This is a genomic window from Xanthomonas sp. CFBP 8152 (genome assembly GCF_014199025.1).
Taxonomy (GTDB): Bacteria; Pseudomonadota; Gammaproteobacteria; order Xanthomonadales; family Xanthomonadaceae; genus Xanthomonas; species Xanthomonas arboricola_B.
In genome coordinates this window covers 348,577-367,812 of the sequence record NZ_JACHNO010000002.1, presented here as the reverse complement: position 1 = coordinate 367,812, position 19,236 = coordinate 348,577, and the positions used below count along the sequence as shown (strand labels likewise).

The window sequence follows — 19,236 nt, the reverse complement described above, 5'->3', positions numbered from 1 at the left end:
GATGAGTCGAACGTTTTCCCGTTGTATCGCACTGACATTGAGCCTGTTGCCGTTGATCGCCGCTGCCGATGCCCAGCGCGATCGCCAGAGCATCCTGGCGATGCAGGGCGAGTACGCCGTGGACTTTGCCTTCGACGAGACCGTGTTGCTCAAACCCGGTTACGAGCGTGCCTCGGCCATGCGCAGCGGCGCCAGCGAAGTGGTGATCGTGGTGGAGGACTCGCCGCGCAAGCTGGTGCTGCAGCATTTGCTGGTCGACGAAAAGAGCAAGCACGTGACCAAGCATTGGCGGCAGGACTGGATCTACGAGGCGCCGCAGCGTTTCGAATTCAGCGCCGATCAGACCTGGACGGTGCATGCGCTGCCGCCGGCAGTCACCACCGGCGCCTGGACCCAGTGCGTCTACGAGGTCAGCGACGCGCCGCGCTATTGCGGCACCGGTCGCTGGGACTACGCCGATGGCCATCCCACCTGGACCAGCGATCTGAGCTGGCGCCCGTTGCCGCGCCGCGAGTACACCAGGCGCAGCGACTACAACGCGCTCGCGGTGATCAATCGCCACACGCTTACGCCCAACGGCTGGACCCACGAGCAGTTCAATACCAAGGTATTGCGCAAGCCCGACGGCAGCCAGGAAGCGATCGCGCGCGAATTTGGCTTCAACGATTACCGCAAGACCACCGAGGTCGACTTCGCCCCGGCCTATGCCTACTGGAAAGGTACCCAAGACTACTGGGCCAAGGTGCGCACGCGCTGGGCCAGGTTGCTCGATACCCCGCCGGGCCTGCATCTGAAGACCAAGCCGGACGGCATGGCGATGATCATGCCGATGTTCGAGCAGGCAGAGATGGTGCAGAACGGCAAACGGGTCAAGGACGCGCAGATCGACGCGGTGTTCGCGCAGTGGGTCGAACCGGCGAACTAGTCATCCGGATGCCGTAGGAGCGCACCCGGGCGCGATCGGGCATTCCCGAGAACGCCCATCGCGCCGCGGTGCGCTCTTGCGAGGTCGCGCCCGGGTGCGCTCCTACGAGCGAGACGGCGGTTGGTCGTTCAAAAGCCGTTACTCCTTGAACATCAGGAACGCCGCCACCAGAATCAAGCCGAACGCGGCCCAGTGATTCCACTTCAACGACTGGCCCAGGTAAAACGTGGAGAAGCCAGCGAACACCAGCAGTGTGATCACTTCCTGCATGCCCTTGAGCTGCGGCGCCGAGTACACCGCGCTGCCCAGGCGGTTGCCCGGTACCTGCAGGCAGTATTCGAAGAACGCGATGCCCCAGCTGACCAGGATCGCGATCATCAGCGGCGTGCTCTTGTACTTCAGATGCCCGTACCAGGCGAAGGTCATGAACACGTTGCTGGCGAGCAGCAGCAGCACCGGATACAGATAGGCAGTGAAGGACGCGGTAGGCATGACGGCAGTGGCAGCTAGGGGCCGGCAGCATAAGCCAGTCCCGTTAAGCGCACGCGACCGTGCCGATGAGTCCGGCACGCAGCTCAGGCCGCTGGAGGCCGGTGCGAAAGGCCGCCTGCAGTACGGCCAGGCAGAACGCCCGGCCGTGTGCCGCGCCTGCGGTCACCCCGCTAGCGCTGCATGCCCCAGCGGCGCACGGTCAGCCGCTCGATGGCCTGGAACACCACGCCCTCCACCAGCAGGCCCAGCACGATCACCATCGCCAGGCCGGCGAACACGCGGTCGGTATAGAGCTCGTTGCGGTTCTGGAAGATGTACCAGCCCAGACCGCCCTGGCCGGAGGTGGCGCCGAATACCAGCTCGGCGGCGATCAAGGTGCGCCAGGCGAAGGCCCAGCCGATCTTCAGCCCGGACAGGATCGCCGGCAGCGCGGCGGGAATCAGCAGTTGCGCCACGTAGCGCGGCCCACGCAGCCCGTAATTGCGCCCGGCCATGCGCAGGGTCTCCGGCACCGCCTGGAAGCCGGCATAGGTGGTCAGCGCCAGCGGCCACAGCACCGAATGCACCAGCACGAACACCAGGCTGCCGGTGCCCAGGCCGAACCACAGCAAGGCCAGCGGCAGCAGCGCGATCGCCGGCAGCGGATTGAACATGGCCGTCAGCGTGCCGAGCACGTCTCGGCCCCAGCGCGTGGAGGCGGCCAACGCGGTCAGTACGAAGGCCAGCACCACGCCGAGCGCGTAACCCTGCGCCAGCACACGCAGCGAAGCGCCCACGCGGCGCAGCAATTCGCCCGACAGCAGCCCATCGTAGAACGCGCGTGCGGTCTGCAGCGCGCTGGGTAGCATCAGGTCGTCGCCAACCACGCGTGCGGCGATCTCCCACACCGCGACCAGCACCACCAGCACCAGCGCCTTGCGCAGCCATGGCGGTGCTCGCCAGCGCAGCGGTACGGCGGCTGCAATCAACGCGGGATCGAGCGGCTGCAGGGCGACTTCGTACTCGGCCCGCACTGGTGGCAGTGGCGGCAGCGCGGGGGCGTTGGCGCGGCTCATGGCAGCGCCTCGCGCTGGCGCTCGGCCGGGCGACGCAATGGCGCCACCTTGGCGTCATCCAGGGCGTCGTCGGGCAGGTCGAACAGCAGCCGATGAATCCGCTGCGCGGTCTGCTGGAACGCCACGCTGCCGGCGCTGTGCGGGCCGAACGCATGCGCGTTGAGTTCGGCGCGCACCTGGCCCGGATGCGGCGACAACAGCAGCACGCGATTACCGACCACCAGCGCCTCCTCGATCGAATGAGTGACGAACAACAAGGTGAAGCGCAATTGCTCCCACAACTCCAGCACCTGCTCCTGCATGCGCGAACGCGTCAATGCATCGAGTGCGGCGAACGGTTCGTCCATCAACAACACGCGTGGGCGCATCGCCAATGCACGCGCAATCGCCACGCGTTGTTTCATGCCGCCGGACAAGGTGTGCGGGTAAGCCCCGGCGAACGCGCTCAGCCCGACCTGGGCCAGGCTATCGTCGGCACGTTCGTGCGCCTCGGCACGCGACAGCTTGCGGGCTGCGCGCAGGCCGAACACCACGTTCTCGCGCACGGTCTTCCACGGCGCCAGCTGGTCGAATTCCTGGAAGACGACCACCCGGTCCGGCCCCGGCCCGGTGACCGCGTTGCCATCCAGACGGATCTGCCCCTCGCGCGGGGTGACGAAGCCGGCCACCGCCTTGAGCAGGGTGGATTTGCCGCAACCCGACGGCCCCAGCAGCACGAAGCGATCGGCTTCGTGCACATCGAAGCGCACGCGGTGGGTGGCGCGCACCACGCGTTGCGCGGAGGCATATTCCAGGCTGACGTGATCGACCTGCAGCAATGGTGTGGACGGACTCATCGCTCAGCTCCCACCGGCAATCAGCGGATCGTCGAAGAAGTAGTCGCTCAGCTTGCTCGGGGTCTGCTTGATCGCGCCGCTGTGCTGCATGAACTTGCCCAGCCCCAGCGTGTTCTGCGGTACCACGGTGAACTGCACTTTCGGGTCCTTGAGGATCTGCAACACCAGTGCGCGATCGATGCTCGAGCCATTGCGACGCAGAAAGATATCCGCCGCCTGTTCCGGATGCGCGGTGACGAAGCGTGCGGCCTGATCCAGCGCCGCGACGAAGGCGCGATAGGTCTTGGGATTGTCGCGGCGGAATGTCTCGGTGGCATACAGCACGGTGGCCGACGAGGGGCCGCCTTCGATCTCGTAGGAGCTGGTCACGATGTGTGCGGCCGGATTGCGCGCCAGTTCCTGCTCCTGGAATGGCGGGCTGGCGAAATGCGCGGTGATCTCGGTGCGGCCACGGATGATTGCGGCGGCCGCGTCCGGGTGCGGTAACGCGACCTGCAGTGGATCCAGTTGATGGGTGCCCTTGTCGCCCCAGCGTTGTTGCGAAGCATGCTGCAGGAAACGCGACTGCACCGACACGCCGGTGGCCGGCACCGCAATGCGGTCCTGCGGAGTGAAATCGCCGATGCTCTTGATGCGCGGATTGTTGCTGATCAGGTAGTACGGGAAGTTGCCCAGCGACGCCACGCCGCGCACATTCTGGCGGCCATGCGTACGGTCCCAGATGGTGAACAACGGCCCGACACCGGCGCCGGCGATATCGATCGAACCGGTCAGCAGGGCATCGTTGACTGCCGCGCCACCGGACAACTGCAGAAACTGCACGTCGATGTCCACACCGGCCGCCTTGCCCTGCTGCTCGATCAGCTTCTGATCCTGTGCCACGTCCAGCAACAGATAGACGATGCCGAACTGCTTGGCGACGCGCAGCTTTCCTTCGGCCTGCGCATGCGCGCTGTGCAGCAACGGCAATGCGGCCAGGAGCAGCAGCGCGACACGTCGGGAAAAACGTCCGCGCGGACGTGCGTGAGAGGTGACGGTCAAACGCATGCGGCGCTCCAGTCGAGGGGGGAGGAAGAGGGCGCGTTTCCCAGCGCACTACGTGCTGCCAGACGCGCGCAAGGCAGCACCTTGGCTAGAACGGCGCATCGCCTTCGATGGTGGTGCGGTTGAGCCGACGGCGCAGGTGATCGGGCGTGCCGGCGGCCAGATGCATGACCGAGCGGTTGTCCCAGAACACCATGTCGTGCGGCTGCCAGCGGTGCCGATACACCAGGGCACTGCCGGTGCTGTGTGCGAACAGGGCCTGCAGCAGTGCATCACTTTCGTCGTCGGGCAAGCCGACGATACGGGTGGTGAAATGCTCGCTGACGAACAACGCTTTCTGCCCGTTTTCCGGGTGCGTGCGCACGATCGGATGCTGCACGGGTTTCACTTCGGCGATCTGTTCAGGCGTCAGCGCCGGGCGCCACGGATTGCGCGCACGCAGTTCTTCGTACTTGGCCAGATAGCTGTGCTCGGCACGTAGATCCTGCACCGTGTGCTTGAGCGCGTCGGGCAGGGTCTGCCAGGCCAGGTGCTGATTGGCGAACAAGGTGTCGCCGCCCTCGCTGGGCAGTTCCTGCGCATGCAGCAACGATCCCAGGCTGGGCGTGTCCTTGTACGACAGGTCCGAATGCCAGTAGTGCCCGGCATCGCCCAGACCGATCGGCTCGCCGTGCTCCTTGATGTTGGACACCACCAGCACTTCCGGATGTCCGCGCAGCTGGAAGTTACGCAGCACATGGATCTGCAGCGGGCCGAAGCGACGGCTGAAAGCGACCTGCTGCGCCGGCGTGATGCGTTGCTCGCGGAACACGAGCACGTGGTGGTCCAGATGCGCCTGATGGATGCGCGCAAAGGTATCCGCATCCAGAGGCTGCGACAGATCCAGACCGATCACTTCGGCGCCCAGCGGGGCATCGAACGGCACGATCCGGACACCGGAAGGGTGCTCTGTGGAAATCGCATCGCGCGGCGGTTGCGCACGCGCAGCGGAAGTGACGCTGGCCATGACGGTGGCACCTCGACGGCAACGAATGGCCGCCTTGGCCGGCAGCCGGACATATCACTGTAGGCAGTCCGGTCGCGGCTGCGAACGTACGATTGGCAAGGTGCTTATGCGCTGCCGGTATATGCGGCAGCGCGACGGAACGCGAACGGGCGACGCCTGCGCGCCGCCCGTTCGCGGGTTGAACCGATCGGGATCGGGCCTTACTCGGTCCGAAGCGCCAACGCCGGCGGCGTGGACAGGATGCGTCGCGTGCCCGACCAGCCGGCCAGCAGACTCAACACCAGGCCAAACGTGCCACCGATCAGCAGGCGCGGCCAATCCGGCGTCAACGCGATCTCGAAGGCTTTTTGCCCGACCACCGCTCCGATCACCGCGGCGGCGGTCACCGCCAGCGTTGCCGCCAACAGGCCGAGCGCGCCGAATTCCACCAGCACCGCGCCACGCAACTGCCCGCGACGCGCGCCCAACGTGCGCAGCACCGCGCTGTCATAGCGACGCTCGCCTGCGGTGGCCTGCAAGGCCGCCAGCAGCACCAGCACGCCGGCCAGCAGGCTGAAACCCATCACCAGTTGCACCGCCTGCGCCACCTGGTCGATCACCTCGCGCACGCGGCCGAGGATCGCATCGATGTCCAGCACCGAAATGTTGGGGTAGTCGCGGCTCAGCGACGCCAGCCTGGGCGCGTTGCCGGGCGGCAGATGGAAGCTGGAAATCAGGTTGTACGGCGCATCGCCGACCGAGCCCTGATTGAGCAGCAGGAAGAAATTGACCCGGAACGAATCCCAGTCGGCCTTGCGGATGCTGGTGACGGTGAAGCTGCGCTGCTGCTCGCCCAGCAGCAGGGTGATGCGGTCGCCCAGTTTGAGCTGGTATCGCTGCGCCCAGCCTTCTTCCACCGAGGCCTCCGGCGCAGTGCTGTCGGCCGCCCAGAATCTGCCTTCCAGCAAGGTGTTTGCCGGCGGAAATGCATGCCGCCAGGAGAAATTGACCGGGCGGTTGTCGCCATCGCCATCGTCGGCCGGATCGCGGTCGCCGCGTAGTGGCGGCCTGTCGTTGATCGCCACCAGGCGCCCGGTCGAAAACGGCTCCACGGCCGCATCCTCCACGCCCAGGCCGCGCAGCGTCTGCAGCACCGGTTCGGTCTGCTCGGGCTGGATGTTCATCAGGAAATAGTTGGGCGTGTCCGCCGGCAGCCGATCGCGCCACTGCCCGAGCAGGCCGGGGCCGACCACCGCCAGCAGCAGCAGCGCGCACAACGACAGCGACAGCCCGACCAACTGCACCACGCTCAGCCCGCGTCGCCGCGTGAGCGAGGCCAGGCCCAGCTTCCAGGCGCCGCGCAGGCGGTGCTGAATCGGCCGCAGCAAGGCCAGCAGGCCCAGTCCCAGCGCCATCGCCACCAGCGCCAGTGCGGCCAGGCCGCCCAGCACCCAGCCGGCCAGCACCAGGTTGCCGGTCGCGTACACGGTCAGCGCCAGCGTGGCCGCCAGCGCCGCGGCGTAAACCAGCAAGGAACTCGGCGGCACCGCGGCAAAGCTGCGGTTGAGCACGCGCATCGGCGGCACGTTGCGCAGCCGCAGCAACGGCGGTAGGCCGAAGCCCAGCAACAGCACCAGGCCGATGCCTGCACCGGCCAGCGCAGGGGTGGCCTGCGGCAACGGCAGCCGGTTCGGGATCAGGCTACCCAGCGCCTGCACCAGGCCTTCCTGGGCCAGCATGCCCAGCCCGATCCCGACCAGGCAGGCCGGAATCGCGGTCAGCAGCAGTTGCAGCGACAGCATCGCCAGGATGTCGCGCTGGCGTGCGCCCAGGCAGCGCAACACCGCCACCGTGTCGATCCGGCGCATCGCAAAGCGGTTCGCCGCCAACGCAGTGGCCACACCGGACAACAGCACCGCCAGCAACGCCGACAAGGCCAAAAAGCGCCCCGCGCGATCGAACGCCGCGCGCATGCCGCGCTGGGTGTCCTCGATGCCGACCAGGCGGTATTCGCTGGCGCGCGGTTTCAGCCAGGCGCGCAAATCGGCAATGGCATCGGGCGCACCGGAAAACATCAGCCGGTACGAGGCGCGACTGCCGGGGCCAAGCAGGCCGGCACCATCGATATCGGCGCGATTGACCAGCAGCGGCGGCGACAACTGCATCAGCTCACCGGACGCATCCGGCTCGGCACGCAGCACGCCGGTGATGGTGAGATGGCCAGCGCCGAATTCCAGCTGTTCGCCCACGCGCAGGCCCAGGGCCTCCAGCAGACGAGGGTCGGCATAGGCCTGGCCCGGCGGTGGTGCGCCCGCAGGCTTGCCCTGCATGCCGGCACTGTCCGTGGACACCAGCAATTGCCCACGCAACGGGTAGCCCGCGCCGACACCGCGGATATTGGCCATCTGGCTGGCGTCGCCATGAAACAGGACGCTGGGGAAGCTGACCATGCGCGTGCTCCGCAAGCCACGCCGCTGCGCTTCTTCGGCGAAGTCGGCCGGGATCTCCTGGCGGCCGGTCACGCCCAGATCGCCACCGAGCACTTCGGCCGCGCTGGAGGTCAGCGCCAGGGTCACCCGATCAACCAGCGTGCCGACCGCCGTCATCACCGCCACGCCCAGCACCAGCGCGGCGAACACGGTCAGCAGGTCGCCGGCCAGGAATTCGCGGCGCACGGCGCGCGCGGCTTGACGCAGTACGTTCATGCGGCCGAACCGGGCTGGGCGTGCAGTCGGCCGCTGTCGATGCGGTAGACGTGATTGCAGCGTTGCGCCAGCGTCATGTCGTGAGTCACCAGCACCAGCGTGGTGTCGCTGGTGGCATTGAGCGCGAACAGCAGGTCGCTGATCTGCGCACCGGTGGTCTGGTCCAGGCTGCCGGTGGGCTCGTCCGCAAACAGGATGCGCGGTTTGGCCACGAACGCGCGTGCCAGCGCCACACGTTGCTGCTCGCCGCCGGACAGCTGGCGCGGGTAGTGGCGCGCGCGCGCGCTCAGGCCGACCGCTTCCAGCACCTCGCGCACCCGCGCCGCATCCTCGCGTCCGGCCAGTTCCAGCGGCAGCGCGATGTTTTCTTCGGCGGTGAGCGCCGGCAGCAGATGGAAGCTCTGGAACACGAAGCCCACCTCGCGCGCGCGCAAGGCGGCGCGGGCTTCCTCGTCCAGCTGGCCCAGATCCTGCCCGGACAACGCGATGCTGCCGCGGCTGGGCAGGTCCAGGCCGGCAAGCAGTCCGAGCAGGGTGGTCTTGCCCGAACCGGACGCGCCAACGATGGCGATACTGTCGCCTTCACCGACCGTCAAGCTGACGTTGTCGAGGATGTGGAGCGTTCCCTCCGGTCCATTGACGGATTTACCGACCTCGCGGACGTCGATGGCGGTGCGGGTGCTGGAGCGGGGGGCCAGACTGTCGATGAGGAATCTCCGAATGCGTGAAAGAACACTGCGATATGGCGCGCTAGTCCTGTGGCTGCTGACACTGTCCCTGCTTGCGCCAGGAATTGCCTCTGCCAAAAGTCCGGTGGCGACTGCACCGATCCTGGTGGTCGGCGACAGCCTGAGCGCTGCACACAACATCCCGGTGCAGTCCGGTTGGGTCAACTTGCTGGACCAACGTCTCAAGCGTGACATGGCGACGCCACCGGCGGTCGTCAATGCCAGCATCAGCGGCGAAACCACATCCGGTGCGTTGACGCGGCTGCCCGGCCTGCTGCAGAAGCATCGCCCCGGTGTGATAGTGATCGAACTCGGCGGCAACGATGCGCTGCGCGGCCTGACCCCGGCCCAGCTCAAGGGTAATCTGGAAAAGATGATCCGGCTCAGCCAGCAGGCCGGCGCGAAGGTGCTGTTGCTCGGCATCGACGTGCCGCCGAATTACGGCCCCGCCTACCGCGAGCGCCTGAAGGCGGCCTACGCCGATCTGTCCGGGCAGTACAAGACGGCGCTGGTGCCGTTCTTCCTCGAAAAGGTCGCACTGCAGCCAGGCCTGATGCAGGCCGACGGCCTGCATCCCACTGCCGCAGCCCAGCCCAAGGTGCTGGAAACGATGTGGCCGGCGCTACGCCCCTTGCTCGGGCGTTGACGGCCGGCAGGGCCCGCATGCCGTTACAAAGCGTTATTTGATCTTCACGCCCTTTCCACTGCCGATCCGGCATGTTTCACAAAGCTGAAGACCGAGGAAAGTCCATGCGTCAGACCAAGGAAACGTCCGGCCTCGTGCTGGTCGTCGAAGACAACCGCAATATTTCTGAAATGATCGGCGAGTACCTAGAAGGCCGTGGCTTCGAGGTCGACTATGCACAGGACGGACTCGACGGCTATCGTCTGGCCGCCGAGAACAGCTACGACGTGGTCGTGCTGGATCTCATGCTGCCACGTCTGGACGGCATCGAAGTGTGTCGTCGCCTGCGTAACGATGCACGCAAGTCCACCCCGGTGCTGATGTTGACCGCCCGCGACACGCTCGACGACAAGCTTACCGGCTTGGGTTTCGGTGCGGATGACTACCTGACCAAGCCGTTTGCGATCCAGGAACTGGAAGCGCGTCTGCGTGCCCTGATCCGTCGCGAGCGTCGCCAGGTGGGCTCGGAAGTGCTCAAGGTCGCCGACCTGGTGCTCGATCCGGTCAGCATGCGTGCCACCCGCGCCGGCACCGAGCTGCAGCTTTCCCCGATCGGCCTGCGGCTGCTCACCATCCTGATGCGCGAGTCGCCGCGCGTGGTCACCCGCCAGGAAATCGAGCGCGAGATCTGGGGCAACGGGTTGCCGGATTCGGACACCTTGCGCAGCCATCTGTACAACCTGCGCAAGATCATCGACAAGCCGTTCGATCGCCCGCTGCTGCATACCGTGCAGAGCGCCGGCTACCGCATTGCCGACATCGCTCAGCCGATGGCCTGATGTCACCTGCCGGCCGCCGTTCTGGCGGTCGGTCACCTCCTGTAGGCGCCCACGCGCCTGTCGCTTCCGCGTGCTGCCGTCTGGCTGCACGACGGGCTTACGGAAGCGTTGCCTATAATCCGGCGCTCTCCCCTGGATGCAGCAATGCCGCACGGGCTTTCACGAAAAATACGTCTGGCCTTTCTTCTGCAGGTCGCTCTGGCGGGCCTGGCGATCGTGCTGGGCGGCTATCTGCTGTCCTTTGTCATCAAGTACAGCCTGGTGCGGATCGTGCTTGCCGACGAGGCGGTGCATTTCTGGCAGATGCGCAAGAGCGCGCCGAGCAACCCGCCGCCAAATACACGCAACATCCAGGGCTATTTTTCGCCCACCGGGCAAGGCCGCGACACTGCGCCGGCAGCGTTGCAGCGGTTGTCGCCGGGCTTCAGGGAAGTGGCGGCCGCCGACGCCCTGGTGTATGTCGATCAACGTCCGGAAGGGCGCTTGTATCTGGTGTTTCCACGCTCGCGTGCGGCGCACCTGACGCTCTGGTTCGGCGTGGTGCCGGCGATGCTGGTACTGCTGGCGATCTACGGCGTGTTCTGGGTGACCTACCAAACGTCCAGACGGCTGGTGTCGCCGATCAGCTGGCTGGCATGGCGCGTGTCGCAGTGGGATCCGCGCAACCCCGATGTCGACGAACTGGCACCGGAGCGGCTTCCTGCCGACCTGCAGGGCGAGACCCGGCAATTGGCCGCCGCCCTGCATACGCTCGGGCAGAAGGTCAGTGAGCACGTCGCGCGCGAGCGCAACTTCACCCGCGATGCCAGCCACGAACTGCGTACACCGTTGACGGTGATTCGGGTGGCCAGCGACATGGCGCTGGCCGACGACGAATTGTCGCAACGCACCCAGCGCAGTCTGCGCCGGATCCAGCGCGCCGGCCGCGACATGGAAGCGGTGATTGACGCCTTCCTGATCCTGGCGCGCGAAGCCGAGATCGACCCGCAAAGTGAAACCTTCGATGCCGCCGAACTAGCTAGCGAAGAGGTCGACAGTGCCCGCGAATTGCTGGGCGACAAGCCGGTGTCCCTGACGAAGGTCGGTGACCGCAGCCTGCAGATGTTCGCCCCGCCGCGCGTGATGCGCGTGGTGCTGAGCAACCTGCTGCGTAATGCCTGCGCCTATACCGACACCGGCAGCATCGAAGTGGAGGTCACCCAGGACCGCATCATCGTGCGCGATACCGGAATCGGCATGAGCGAAGAAGCGCGCGCGCGCGCGTTCGAGCCTTTTTTCCGCGCCGATCCCACACGCCCGCAGGGCACCGGCCTGGGTCTGTCGATCGTGCGCCGGCTGTGCGATCGCTTCGGCTGGCGGATCGAACTGCATAGCGAGTCGGGTGTCGGTACATCGGTTGCAGTGGTGGTGGCCTGAGGGAGTGGTGGCCTTAACGGCATGTGGTTTGCTTGGTCTCGGCCCAGGCGGGGGAACACGTTGCACGCGCCTGGGGAACCGGTTGCGTCTGCCGATGATGGGGTTTTCCACTACCTGGCATTGACGCTGTCCGCCTTGCCGTTACGCGCAGGCGCCAGATGTATCGGCGTGATCGGGGTGCCGCAATCAATCAATCGATCGCGCTGGCGAGTGCGTCGCCAGCGCGACCTGTCGATCGCTACTTTTGCCCCAACACCGGGGCCACCGCCTTGCGCCAGATGGCATAACCCTCGGCGGTCATGTGCAGCATGTCCTGGCGGAACAGCTCGGCGCGCGGTTTGCCGTCGGCATCGAGCATCGGCGTGTAGACATCCACGTAGTCCACGTGCGGCAACGGCGCGAGTGCGTCCTTGATCAGGCGATTGGCGGTGACGATCGCCGGCAGCAGACGCGCGCGCGATGGACTGGGTTTGATCGATAGATAGCTGATGCGCGCGGTGGGCAGATCACGGCGGACGCGCTTGACGAATGCCAGTACATCGTCGCGCACCTGCTGCGGCGTGCGGCCGCTGTTGAGATCGTTGTCGCCGGCATACAGCACCACCTGGCGCGGTGCATACGGGACCACGATACGGTCGGCATACCAGGTGCTGTCGCGCACTTCCGAACCGCCGAAGCCGCGATTGATCACCGGCATGCCGGGGAAATCCTGCGCCAGCGTGTCCCAGAAACGCATCGACGAACTGCCGACGAAGACGATGCCGTGCCTGGGCGGCGGTTGTTGCGCATCGCTGTCGGAAAAGCGACGCATGTCGTCTTCCCAGGCGGCATTGGACACCTGCGCGGGTATCTGTGGCGCGGTGTGCGGTGCGGCGGCGTGGACATGGCCGGATAACAAGGCAAGGACGCACAGCAGCGTGCGCAAGGGATGTTTGGTCATGCGAAAGAACCTGCGACAGCGAAGCGGACCACCATGGTGCGACAGGCTGGAAGCGTAGGGCAAACCGGTGGGCTTGCAGCGCTTGTCATGGGTTGGAAGCAGAGCGTGCCACCGGGCCTGCATCGACAATGTGGAAAAGATTGCGCCATGCGGCAGCATCTGTCGGCCTTGCAGGCCCAACGCCAGCTGTTGCGGCACCGGGTCACTCCCTGGCGGCGCGCTGCATGACGGTGCAAGATTCGCACTTTCCTCAGCAGTGACCACGCCATGCGTTCGAGCCGTCCCCAGACACGCCCTTGCGGCCGGAAGCACTGACGCATGGCAGATCAACTGGGACACGTGCCGCGCGGCCCGCGCCGCATGCTCAAGGCGGCGATCTGGTCGTGGCAGGGATTGCGCGCGGCATGGCTGCACGAATCCTCGTTCCGGCTGGAGGTGTGCCTGGCGGTAGTGCTGGTGCCGCTGGGGCTGTGGCTCGGCCAGTCCGGCCTGGAACGCATCGCGCTGATCGCGCCGCTGCTGATCGTGCTGGCCGCCGAACTGCTGAATTCGGCGATCGAGGCGGTGATCGAACGTTACGGCCCCGAGCACCACGTACTGGCCGGCCGCGCCAAGGACATGGGCTCGGCGGCAGTGTTCCTGCTGCTGATCAATGTGCTGCTGTGCTGGGGACTGATCCTGCTGCCGCGCTTGTTCTGAGGAGCGCTGCGTCTGCGCGACCTGCAGCTGCCATGCTTCTGTAGGCGACTGGATTGTCGGCTGCGTGGCGGCGGTCATGGCGATGCGCCGCACCTAGGCACCAGCGACGCGTCCCCGGCCACGCAGCATGCTGCGACTGCTTCTTTCTGTTGCCAGGCCCACCGCGCTGGGCCCGGATCGTCCGTCAGGCGGGCGCATGTGCATGCCGGGTTGACTCGCCGCGTGGCATGCTGCAGCTCTCTTTCAACGGAATCGCCTGCATGCCCGTCCTGATTCGCGCCCTGGTGTTGCTGATGCTGACCGTCTCGCTGTCCGGTTGCGGCTACAACGCAATCCAGCAGAAGGAAGAAGGGGTCAAGGCAGGTTGGTCGGAGGTGCTGAACCAATATCAGCGTCGTGCCGATTTGATTCCCAATCTGGTGCGCACCGTGCAGGGCTACGCCCAGCAGGAGCGCCAGGTGCTGACCGAAGTGACCAATGCGCGCTCGCGTGTGGGGCAGATCCAGGTCAACGCCGACGACGAAGCCTCGTTGAAGCAATTCCAGCAGGCGCAGGGCGAGCTCGGCAGCGCACTGTCGCGCCTGTTGGTGGTCAGCGAAAACTATCCGCAACTCAAATCCGACCAGTCGTTCCGCGATCTGCAGGTGCAGCTGGAAGGCACCGAGAACCGCATCACAGTGGCGCGCGGTCGTTACATCCAGACGGTGCAGGACTACAACACCTACATCCGTTCGTTCCCGCAGGTGATCACCGCCAAGATCTTCGGCTATCAGGCCAAGCCCAATTTCAGCGTGGAAAACGAAGCGCAGATTTCGCGCGCACCGCAGGTGGATTTCGGCAATCAGCAGGCGCCGCAGCAATCGCAGCCGCAACCTGCGCAGTAAGCCATCGCAACCTGCGCATCGTGAGAGGAGTTGGGGCGAGGGGACGGGGCGAAGCCTTTGGGTTGTCCAATGACACAAGGCTTGGCTCGTCCCCTCATCCGCCCCTTCGGGGCAGCTTCTCCCGCAGGTAGAAGGGTCAACCAAGTGCCAGTGCCGATGAAGCGCCAGTGCTCATCAGGTAGGAGTTGCGAATGCGGAAGAACTACATGCGGGTGTTCTGGATGGTGGCGCTGTTGCTGCTGCCGGCCTCGCTCCTGGCGCAGGATCTGGCAGCCATTCCGCCACTGCGCTCGCCCGTGGTCGACACCACCGGCACCTTGGACGCTACGCAGGTCCAGCAACTCGAGCAGCAGGCGCTGGCCTTGCAGCAGCGCAAGGGCGCGCAGTTGCAGGTCCTGATCGTGCCGACCACGCAGCCGGAGGCGATCGAGCAGTACACCCAGCGCGTGTTCGACCAGTGGAAGATCGGCCGCAAGGGCGTGGACGACGGTGTGTTGCTGCTGGTGGCCAAGGACGATCGCCGGGTGCGGATCCAGCCCGGCTACGGGCTGGAAGGCGCGGTCCCCGACATCACCGCCAACCGCATCATTCAGGAGTACCTGGCGCCGCGCTTCCGTGAGGGCGACTACGCAGGCGGCATCAGCGCTGCGACTGCGACGCTCGCCGGCCTGATCGAAGGCGAGGCCCTGCCAGCGCCGGTCAGCGGGCACGCCGATGGCGGCGCCGGCAACGGTTCGGGTGGCGGCGGCTGGATCATGGCCTTGTTCATCGGTTTTGTGGTCGCGATGGTGGCGCGCGGCATTCTCGGTGCCCTGCCACGGCCGCTGCGCGCGTTGCTGACCGGCGTCGCCGCCGGTGGCGCCGCCTTGCTGTTTACTTCGCTGCTGTTCGCCAGCGCCGGCGCTGCGGTGATCGGGCTGCTGGCAGGCCTGGCGTCCGGTTCGCCGGGGCGCTTTGTCGGTGGCGGTGGCTGGGGCGGTGGTGGATTCGGTGGCTTTGGAGGCGGTGGCCGCGGCGGTTTCGGCGGCGGTGGCTGGGGTGGCGGTGGTGGATCATCGGGAGGCGGTGGCGCCTCGGGGAGCTGGTAATGCGGTGGCTCAGGCATGTCTTCGCGCCCTCGGCGCAGCGCAGTTTCCCTGCCGGCTGCATGAATGCGATCGCCGCGGCGGTTGCCGCCAGCGAGCGCACCCACACCGGTCAGGTCATGGTGGCGGTGGAAGCCGACCTGCCGCTGGACGCGCTATGGCGCGGGCACACCGCGCGCCAGCGTGCCGAACAGGCGTTCGCGCAATTGCGCACCTGGGACACCGAGGCCAATAACGGGGTGCTGCTCTATCTGCTGCTGGCCGACCACGCCATCGAAGTGGTCGCCGACCGCGGGCTGCGCAGCCGGGTGCCGGAGGCGCAATGGGCAGAGGTGTGCCGGCGCATGCAGCAGTTCCTGCGCGAGGGCGAGCACGAGGCGGCGGTGCTGGCCGGGATCGAGGCGGTGACCGTGCTGTTGGCCGAGCAGTTCCCCACAACTGATGGCGTCCAGCATGAAGACGAGCTGCCCGATCGTCCACATCTTTTAGGCTGAACGCGTGCGAGGTGTCAGAATAGACGCCTCGCTTTTTTGTGATCCGCGGTCCGCATGATCTATCTGCACGCCATCGACCCCATCGCCTTCTCGCTTGGACCGGTGCAGGTGCACTGGTACGGGTTGATGTACCTGGCCGCATTCTTCTCTGCCTGGGCGCTGGGGCGCTCGCGCATCCTGCGTGGCCGCTTGCCGGGTGTGGACATGGACGGATTTTCCGACCTGTTGTTCTACGGCATGCTCGGCGTGGTGCTGGGCGGGCGCATCGGCTACATGCTGTTCTATGCGTTCGACAGCCTGCTGGCCAACCCGTTGATCCTGTTCAAGGTGTGGCAGGGTGGCATGAGCTTCCACGGCGGCCTGCTGGGCGTGCTGATCGCGTGCGGGCTGTGGGCGCGCAAGCACCGGCTGCACTTCTTCGACGTGATGGATTTCGTGGCGCCGCTGGTGCCGCTGGGTCTGGGCTTCGGGAGGCTCGGCAATTTCGTCGGCGGCGAGTTGTGGGGCAAGTTCACCGATGCCGGTTGGGGCGTGATCTTCCCGCTTGCGCCGGAACTGGCCGGCACGTTGCCTGCACAGATTCAGGCGCAGTACGCCGCCGGTGCGTTGAACCGGTTCGCGCGGCATCCTTCGCAGCTCTACGAAGCGGCGCTGGAAGGGGTGGTGATGTTCGTGGTGCTGTGGACGTTCTCGATGAAACCGCGCGCACGCTATGCGGTGTCGGGGATGTTCGCGCTGCTGTACGGCGTGTTCCGTTTCATCGTGGAATTCGTGCGCGTGCCGGATGCACCGATCGGCTACCTGGCCTTCAACTGGCTGACGATGGGGCAGATCCTGAGCCTGCCGTTGATCATCGGCGGCCTGGTGTTGCTGGCGATGTCGCGCCGCGCGCCGGTGTTGCAGCCGGTACTGGTGCAGACCGCGGGCGCGGAGGCGGCCAAGTGAAGCCCTATCTGGACCTGCTGCAGCATGTGCTGGACCATGGCGCCGAGAAGTCCGATCGCACCGGCACCGGCACGCGCAGCGTGTTCGGCTGGCAGATGCGCTTCGACCTCAACGACGGTTTTCCGCTGGTGACCACCAAGAAGCTGCACCTGCGCTCGATCATCCACGAGCTGCTGTGGTTCCTGCAGGGCGACACCAACATCGGCTATCTCAAGGACCACCAGGTTCGGATCTGGGACGAATGGGCCGACCACAACGGCGATCTCGGCCCTGTGTACGGCAAGCAATGGCGGCGCTGGACCGGCCCGGACGGCGTCGAGATCGACCAGATGCAATGGCTGGTGGACGAGATCAAGCGCAACCCGGATTCGCGCCGGCTGGTGATCAGCGCCTGGAACGTCGGCGAGCTGCCGCAGATGGCCCTGATGCCGTGTCACAGCCTGTTTCAGTTCTATGTGGTGAACGGCAAGCTCAGCTGCCAGCTGTATCAGCGCAGCGGCGACATCTTTCTCGGCGTGCCGTTCAATATCGCCAGCTACGCACTGCTGACGCACATGGTGGCGCAGGCCACCGGCCTGGGCGTGGGCGACTTCGTGCATACGCTGGGCGATGCGCACCTGTATTCGAATCACTTCGCGCAGGCACGCGAGCAACTGGCGCGCAGCGCGCGTGCGCTGCCGACCTTGCGCCTGAATCCTGCCGTGACCGACCTGTTTGCATTCCGCTTCGAGGACATCGCCATCGAGGGTTACGACCCGCATCCGGCGATCAAGGCGCCGGTGGCGGTGTAAGCGTCGCTTCGCTGAGTGATGCCACACGTGGATTTGATGTTCGAAGGGATACTGTCGGCCGTATGAAACTGACCCTGATCGTCGCCTTCGACCGCAACAATGCCATCGGCTGCGACAACGCATTGCCGTGGAAGTTGCCGGACGATCTCAAGCGCTTCAAGGCGCTGACCTTGGGCAAGCCGATCCTGATGGGGCGCAAGACCGCGCAGTCGCTGGGGCGTGCCTTGCCGGGGCGAGTGAACCTGGTGCTGACGCGTTCGGGGCAGGTGCCGTTCGCGGACATGCAGGCGGTGGTGTCGCTCGATGAGGCGATTGCGCAGGCCGAGGCGGCCGGTGCACAGGAGCTGTGCGTGATCGGTGGCGGTGAGGTCTATCGCCTGACCATGGAGCGTGCGGACCTGCTGGCCGTCACCGAAGTGGACACCACCGTGGAACGGGCCGACACCTACTTTCCGCCGATCGACCCGGCCGTGTGGGAGCCGGTGCAACGCGAGTCGCACGCGGTCGATGCGCGGCATGCCTTCGCATTCGATTACGTGGACTATCGGCGGCGCTGAACTCAGTTAGCCGCGCATGCACGATGGTGCTGCCGAGTGCATGCAGTCCGGCGGTTTTGAGGCAGCGATGCGAATCAGTGCGTTCGCATGCCGGAAGGCCCAATGTGCAAGCGTGCCAGTCGCGTGGCGGATGCACGATCGGCTGATCGCAAGCGCCGAGGCACTGCCTCGGCATGCTGCAGCAGTGCGCCGACCGCGCCCGTTATTCAGTCCGCAGCGGCAGCGGGCGGAGCGGCACCGGGTGCGGTGGAACCGGCGTTCGCATTCGCATTGTCCCCGCCACCGCCGCGCTGGCGTTGTCGACGGCGCGGCGACCGGCTACGTTGCGCGGTCTGCGATGGCTGCGTGATCGGGATTCCCGGCACCTGCACCACGCGCAGTTCGTCGGTATCCAGCTGCAGGGCGGTGAGTTTGCCGCCCCATACCGCACCGGTATCGATGGCGTGCACGCCCTGGGTGATGGTCAGCCCGAGTGCGGACCAATGCCCGCACACGATCTTGAGATCGCGCTCGACCCGGCCCGGTACTTCGAACCACGGATACAGGCCCTGCGCCTGCGTGCCCGGCGTGCCCTTGTCGTCGGTGGCGATGCGCCCGCGTGGGGTGCAATAGCGCATACGCGTGAACAGGTTGATGATCGCACGGCTGCGGTCGTACCCGCTCAGGCCCGGCGACCAGCCCGGCTGATCGCCGTACATGTTGCGCAACAGCTTGCGATAGCCGCCGCCCTGCAGCTGCTGCTCGACCTCGCGCGCATGTTTCTCGGCCATCTGCGTGGTCCACTTCGGCGCCAGCCCGGCGTGGATCATCATCCAGCCCAGTTCGCGGTCCAGGTGTGCCAGCTTCTGCATCCGTAGCCAGTCGAGCAGCAGGTCGCGGTCTTCGGCCAGCACGATGCGCAGCAGATCCGGATTGACCTTGCGCTGCTCTTCTTCAGAACGCGCGCCGATCGCCAGCAGCGACAGATCGTGGTTGCCCAGCACCACCACGCTATGTGCGCGCAGCGAATGCACCAGGCGCAGCGTTTCCAGCGACTGGCCGCCCCGGTTGACCAGGTCGCCGCAGAACCACAACGTGTCCTGCGCGGGATCGAAGTTGATTTTTTCCAGCAGGCGCTGGGTGATGTCGTAACACCCCTGCAGATCGCCAATCGCCCAGACGCTCATCGCTTGCGCTCCATCAGTCCAGCAT

Annotated in this window: 20 protein-coding genes; 11 read left to right on the top strand and 9 right to left on the bottom strand. The window is 66.1% G+C overall.

Going from position 1 to position 19,236, the window contains the following annotated elements; translation table 11 throughout:
* Nucleotide 1 precedes the first annotated feature (1 nt).
* Complete coding sequence (locus FHT09_RS09320) at nt 2–925, top strand: DUF6607 family protein (protein WP_104607370.1); 924 nt, start codon at nt 2–4, stop codon at nt 923–925.
* 138 nt (nt 926–1,063) lie between these two features.
* Here FHT09_RS09320 and FHT09_RS09315 read toward each other — a convergent pair whose 3' ends face one another.
* The 7 genes from FHT09_RS09315 to FHT09_RS09285 form a co-directional block, all read right to left on the bottom strand.
* Entirely contained in the window at nt 1,064–1,417 is a 354-nt protein-coding gene (locus tag FHT09_RS09315) for a DMT family protein (RefSeq protein ID WP_039408585.1), read from the bottom strand.
* A 170-nt stretch (nt 1,418–1,587) separates the two neighbouring features.
* On the bottom strand, nt 1,588–2,472 hold the full coding sequence (locus FHT09_RS09310) for an ABC transporter permease (protein WP_104607371.1): 885 nt from the start codon (nt 2,470–2,472) through the stop codon (nt 1,588–1,590).
* A complete protein-coding gene (locus tag FHT09_RS09305) occupies nt 2,469–3,308 on the bottom strand; it encodes an ABC transporter ATP-binding protein (protein ID WP_104607372.1) in 840 nt (279 codons plus the stop codon). The genes FHT09_RS09310 and FHT09_RS09305 overlap by 4 nt, the downstream gene beginning before the upstream one ends.
* Nucleotides 3,309–3,311: 3 nt before the next feature.
* Nucleotides 3,312–4,355: an ABC transporter substrate-binding protein gene (locus tag FHT09_RS09300; RefSeq protein WP_104538485.1), complete on the bottom strand. Its 1,044-nt coding sequence runs from the start codon at nt 4,353–4,355 to the stop codon at nt 3,312–3,314.
* An 85-nt stretch (nt 4,356–4,440) separates the two neighbouring features.
* The gene (locus FHT09_RS09295) at nt 4,441–5,358 is read right to left on the bottom strand and encodes a TauD/TfdA family dioxygenase (RefSeq protein ID WP_104607373.1); all 918 of its coding nucleotides are present in this window, start codon (nt 5,356–5,358) and stop codon (nt 4,441–4,443) included.
* Between the two features lie 200 nt (nt 5,359–5,558).
* Nucleotides 5,559–8,042, bottom strand: coding sequence for an FtsX-like permease family protein (locus FHT09_RS09290; protein WP_104607374.1), 2,484 nt, complete (start codon nt 8,040–8,042; stop codon nt 5,559–5,561).
* On the bottom strand, nt 8,039–8,656 hold the full coding sequence (locus tag FHT09_RS09285; RefSeq protein WP_258077291.1) for an ATP-binding cassette domain-containing protein: 618 nt from the start codon (nt 8,654–8,656) through the stop codon (nt 8,039–8,041). Before FHT09_RS09285 ends, FHT09_RS09290 begins: the two co-directional genes overlap by 4 nt.
* Nucleotides 8,657–8,747: 91 nt before the next feature.
* On the opposite strand from FHT09_RS09285, the gene FHT09_RS09280 reads away from it, so the two are divergent.
* From FHT09_RS09280 to FHT09_RS09270, 3 genes are all read left to right on the top strand, one after another.
* The gene (locus FHT09_RS09280) at nt 8,748–9,416 is read left to right on the top strand and encodes an arylesterase (RefSeq protein WP_181141462.1); all 669 of its coding nucleotides are present in this window, start codon (nt 8,748–8,750) and stop codon (nt 9,414–9,416) included.
* Nucleotides 9,417–9,520: 104 nt separating this feature from the next.
* A complete protein-coding gene (locus FHT09_RS09275; RefSeq protein WP_002811889.1) occupies nt 9,521–10,234 on the top strand; it encodes a response regulator transcription factor in 714 nt (237 codons plus the stop codon).
* Between the two features lie 144 nt (nt 10,235–10,378).
* Nucleotides 10,379–11,650: a HAMP domain-containing sensor histidine kinase gene (locus tag FHT09_RS09270; RefSeq protein ID WP_104607377.1), complete on the top strand. Its 1,272-nt coding sequence runs from the start codon at nt 10,379–10,381 to the stop codon at nt 11,648–11,650.
* 238 nt (nt 11,651–11,888) lie between these two features.
* Here FHT09_RS09270 and FHT09_RS09265 read toward each other — a convergent pair whose 3' ends face one another.
* Complete coding sequence (locus FHT09_RS09265) at nt 11,889–12,590, bottom strand: SGNH/GDSL hydrolase family protein (RefSeq protein ID WP_104607378.1); 702 nt, start codon at nt 12,588–12,590, stop codon at nt 11,889–11,891.
* Between the two features lie 318 nt (nt 12,591–12,908).
* On the opposite strand from FHT09_RS09265, the gene FHT09_RS09260 reads away from it, so the two are divergent.
* From FHT09_RS09260 to FHT09_RS09230, 7 genes are all read left to right on the top strand, one after another.
* Nucleotides 12,909–13,289, top strand: a complete 381-nt coding sequence (locus tag FHT09_RS09260) for a diacylglycerol kinase (protein WP_104607379.1) — start codon at nt 12,909–12,911, stop codon at nt 13,287–13,289.
* A gap of 260 nt (nt 13,290–13,549) precedes the next feature.
* Nucleotides 13,550–14,173, top strand: a complete 624-nt coding sequence (locus FHT09_RS09255) for a LemA family protein (protein WP_104607381.1) — start codon at nt 13,550–13,552, stop codon at nt 14,171–14,173.
* A 191-nt stretch (nt 14,174–14,364) separates the two neighbouring features.
* The gene (locus FHT09_RS09250; protein WP_184416921.1) at nt 14,365–15,261 is read left to right on the top strand and encodes a TPM domain-containing protein; all 897 of its coding nucleotides are present in this window, start codon (nt 14,365–14,367) and stop codon (nt 15,259–15,261) included.
* Nucleotides 15,261–15,752 (top strand): TPM domain-containing protein, encoded by a 492-nt coding sequence (locus FHT09_RS09245; RefSeq protein ID WP_104604201.1) that lies wholly within the window; start codon nt 15,261–15,263, stop codon nt 15,750–15,752. Before FHT09_RS09250 ends, FHT09_RS09245 begins: the two co-directional genes overlap by 1 nt.
* Nucleotides 15,753–15,806: 54 nt before the next feature.
* Entirely contained in the window at nt 15,807–16,697 is an 891-nt protein-coding gene (gene lgt / locus FHT09_RS09240) for a prolipoprotein diacylglyceryl transferase (protein WP_104604202.1), read from the top strand.
* Nucleotides 16,694–17,488 carry a thymidylate synthase gene (locus FHT09_RS09235; RefSeq protein ID WP_104538474.1) on the top strand — a complete coding sequence of 265 codons (795 nt, stop codon included), beginning with the start codon at nt 16,694–16,696 and terminating at the stop codon, nt 17,486–17,488. The genes lgt and FHT09_RS09235 overlap by 4 nt, the downstream gene beginning before the upstream one ends.
* A gap of 62 nt (nt 17,489–17,550) precedes the next feature.
* Nucleotides 17,551–18,045, top strand: coding sequence for a dihydrofolate reductase (locus FHT09_RS09230; protein WP_104538473.1), 495 nt, complete (start codon nt 17,551–17,553; stop codon nt 18,043–18,045).
* 206 nt (nt 18,046–18,251) lie between these two features.
* Here the strand turns inward: FHT09_RS09230 and FHT09_RS09225 are convergent, their stop codons facing one another.
* On the bottom strand, nt 18,252–19,211 hold the full coding sequence (locus FHT09_RS09225) for a symmetrical bis(5'-nucleosyl)-tetraphosphatase (protein WP_104538472.1): 960 nt from the start codon (nt 19,209–19,211) through the stop codon (nt 18,252–18,254).
* Between the last annotated feature and the right edge of the window lie 25 nt (nt 19,212–19,236).

Excerpts from the sequence above, each read along its gene's own strand:
- FHT09_RS09320 (WP_104607370.1), top strand. The coding sequence starts at position 2 with ATGAGTCGAACGTTTTCCCGTTGTATCGCACTGACATTGAGCCTGTTG.
- FHT09_RS09315 (WP_039408585.1), bottom strand. The coding sequence starts at position 1,417 with ATGCCTACCGCGTCCTTCACTGCCTATCTGTATCCGGTGCTGCTGCTG.
- FHT09_RS09310 (WP_104607371.1), bottom strand. The coding sequence starts at position 2,472 with ATGAGCCGCGCCAACGCCCCCGCGCTGCCGCCACTGCCACCAGTGCGG.
- FHT09_RS09305 (WP_104607372.1), bottom strand. The coding sequence starts at position 3,308 with ATGAGTCCGTCCACACCATTGCTGCAGGTCGATCACGTCAGCCTGGAA.
- FHT09_RS09300 (WP_104538485.1), bottom strand. The coding sequence starts at position 4,355 with ATGCGTTTGACCGTCACCTCTCACGCACGTCCGCGCGGACGTTTTTCC.
- FHT09_RS09295 (WP_104607373.1), bottom strand. The coding sequence starts at position 5,358 with ATGGCCAGCGTCACTTCCGCTGCGCGTGCGCAACCGCCGCGCGATGCG.
- FHT09_RS09290 (WP_104607374.1), bottom strand. The coding sequence starts at position 8,042 with ATGAACGTACTGCGTCAAGCCGCGCGCGCCGTGCGCCGCGAATTCCTG.
- FHT09_RS09280 (WP_181141462.1), top strand. The coding sequence starts at position 8,748 with ATGAGGAATCTCCGAATGCGTGAAAGAACACTGCGATATGGCGCGCTA.
- FHT09_RS09275 (WP_002811889.1), top strand. The coding sequence starts at position 9,521 with ATGCGTCAGACCAAGGAAACGTCCGGCCTCGTGCTGGTCGTCGAAGAC.
- FHT09_RS09270 (WP_104607377.1), top strand. The coding sequence starts at position 10,379 with ATGCCGCACGGGCTTTCACGAAAAATACGTCTGGCCTTTCTTCTGCAG.
- FHT09_RS09265 (WP_104607378.1), bottom strand. The coding sequence starts at position 12,590 with ATGACCAAACATCCCTTGCGCACGCTGCTGTGCGTCCTTGCCTTGTTA.
- FHT09_RS09260 (WP_104607379.1), top strand. The coding sequence starts at position 12,909 with ATGGCAGATCAACTGGGACACGTGCCGCGCGGCCCGCGCCGCATGCTC.
- FHT09_RS09255 (WP_104607381.1), top strand. The coding sequence starts at position 13,550 with ATGCCCGTCCTGATTCGCGCCCTGGTGTTGCTGATGCTGACCGTCTCG.
- FHT09_RS09250 (WP_184416921.1), top strand. The coding sequence starts at position 14,365 with ATGCGGAAGAACTACATGCGGGTGTTCTGGATGGTGGCGCTGTTGCTG.
- FHT09_RS09245 (WP_104604201.1), top strand. The coding sequence starts at position 15,261 with ATGCGGTGGCTCAGGCATGTCTTCGCGCCCTCGGCGCAGCGCAGTTTC.
- lgt (WP_104604202.1), top strand. The coding sequence starts at position 15,807 with ATGATCTATCTGCACGCCATCGACCCCATCGCCTTCTCGCTTGGACCG.
- FHT09_RS09230 (WP_104538473.1), top strand. The coding sequence starts at position 17,551 with ATGAAACTGACCCTGATCGTCGCCTTCGACCGCAACAATGCCATCGGC.
- FHT09_RS09225 (WP_104538472.1), bottom strand. The coding sequence starts at position 19,211 with ATGAGCGTCTGGGCGATTGGCGATCTGCAGGGGTGTTACGACATCACC.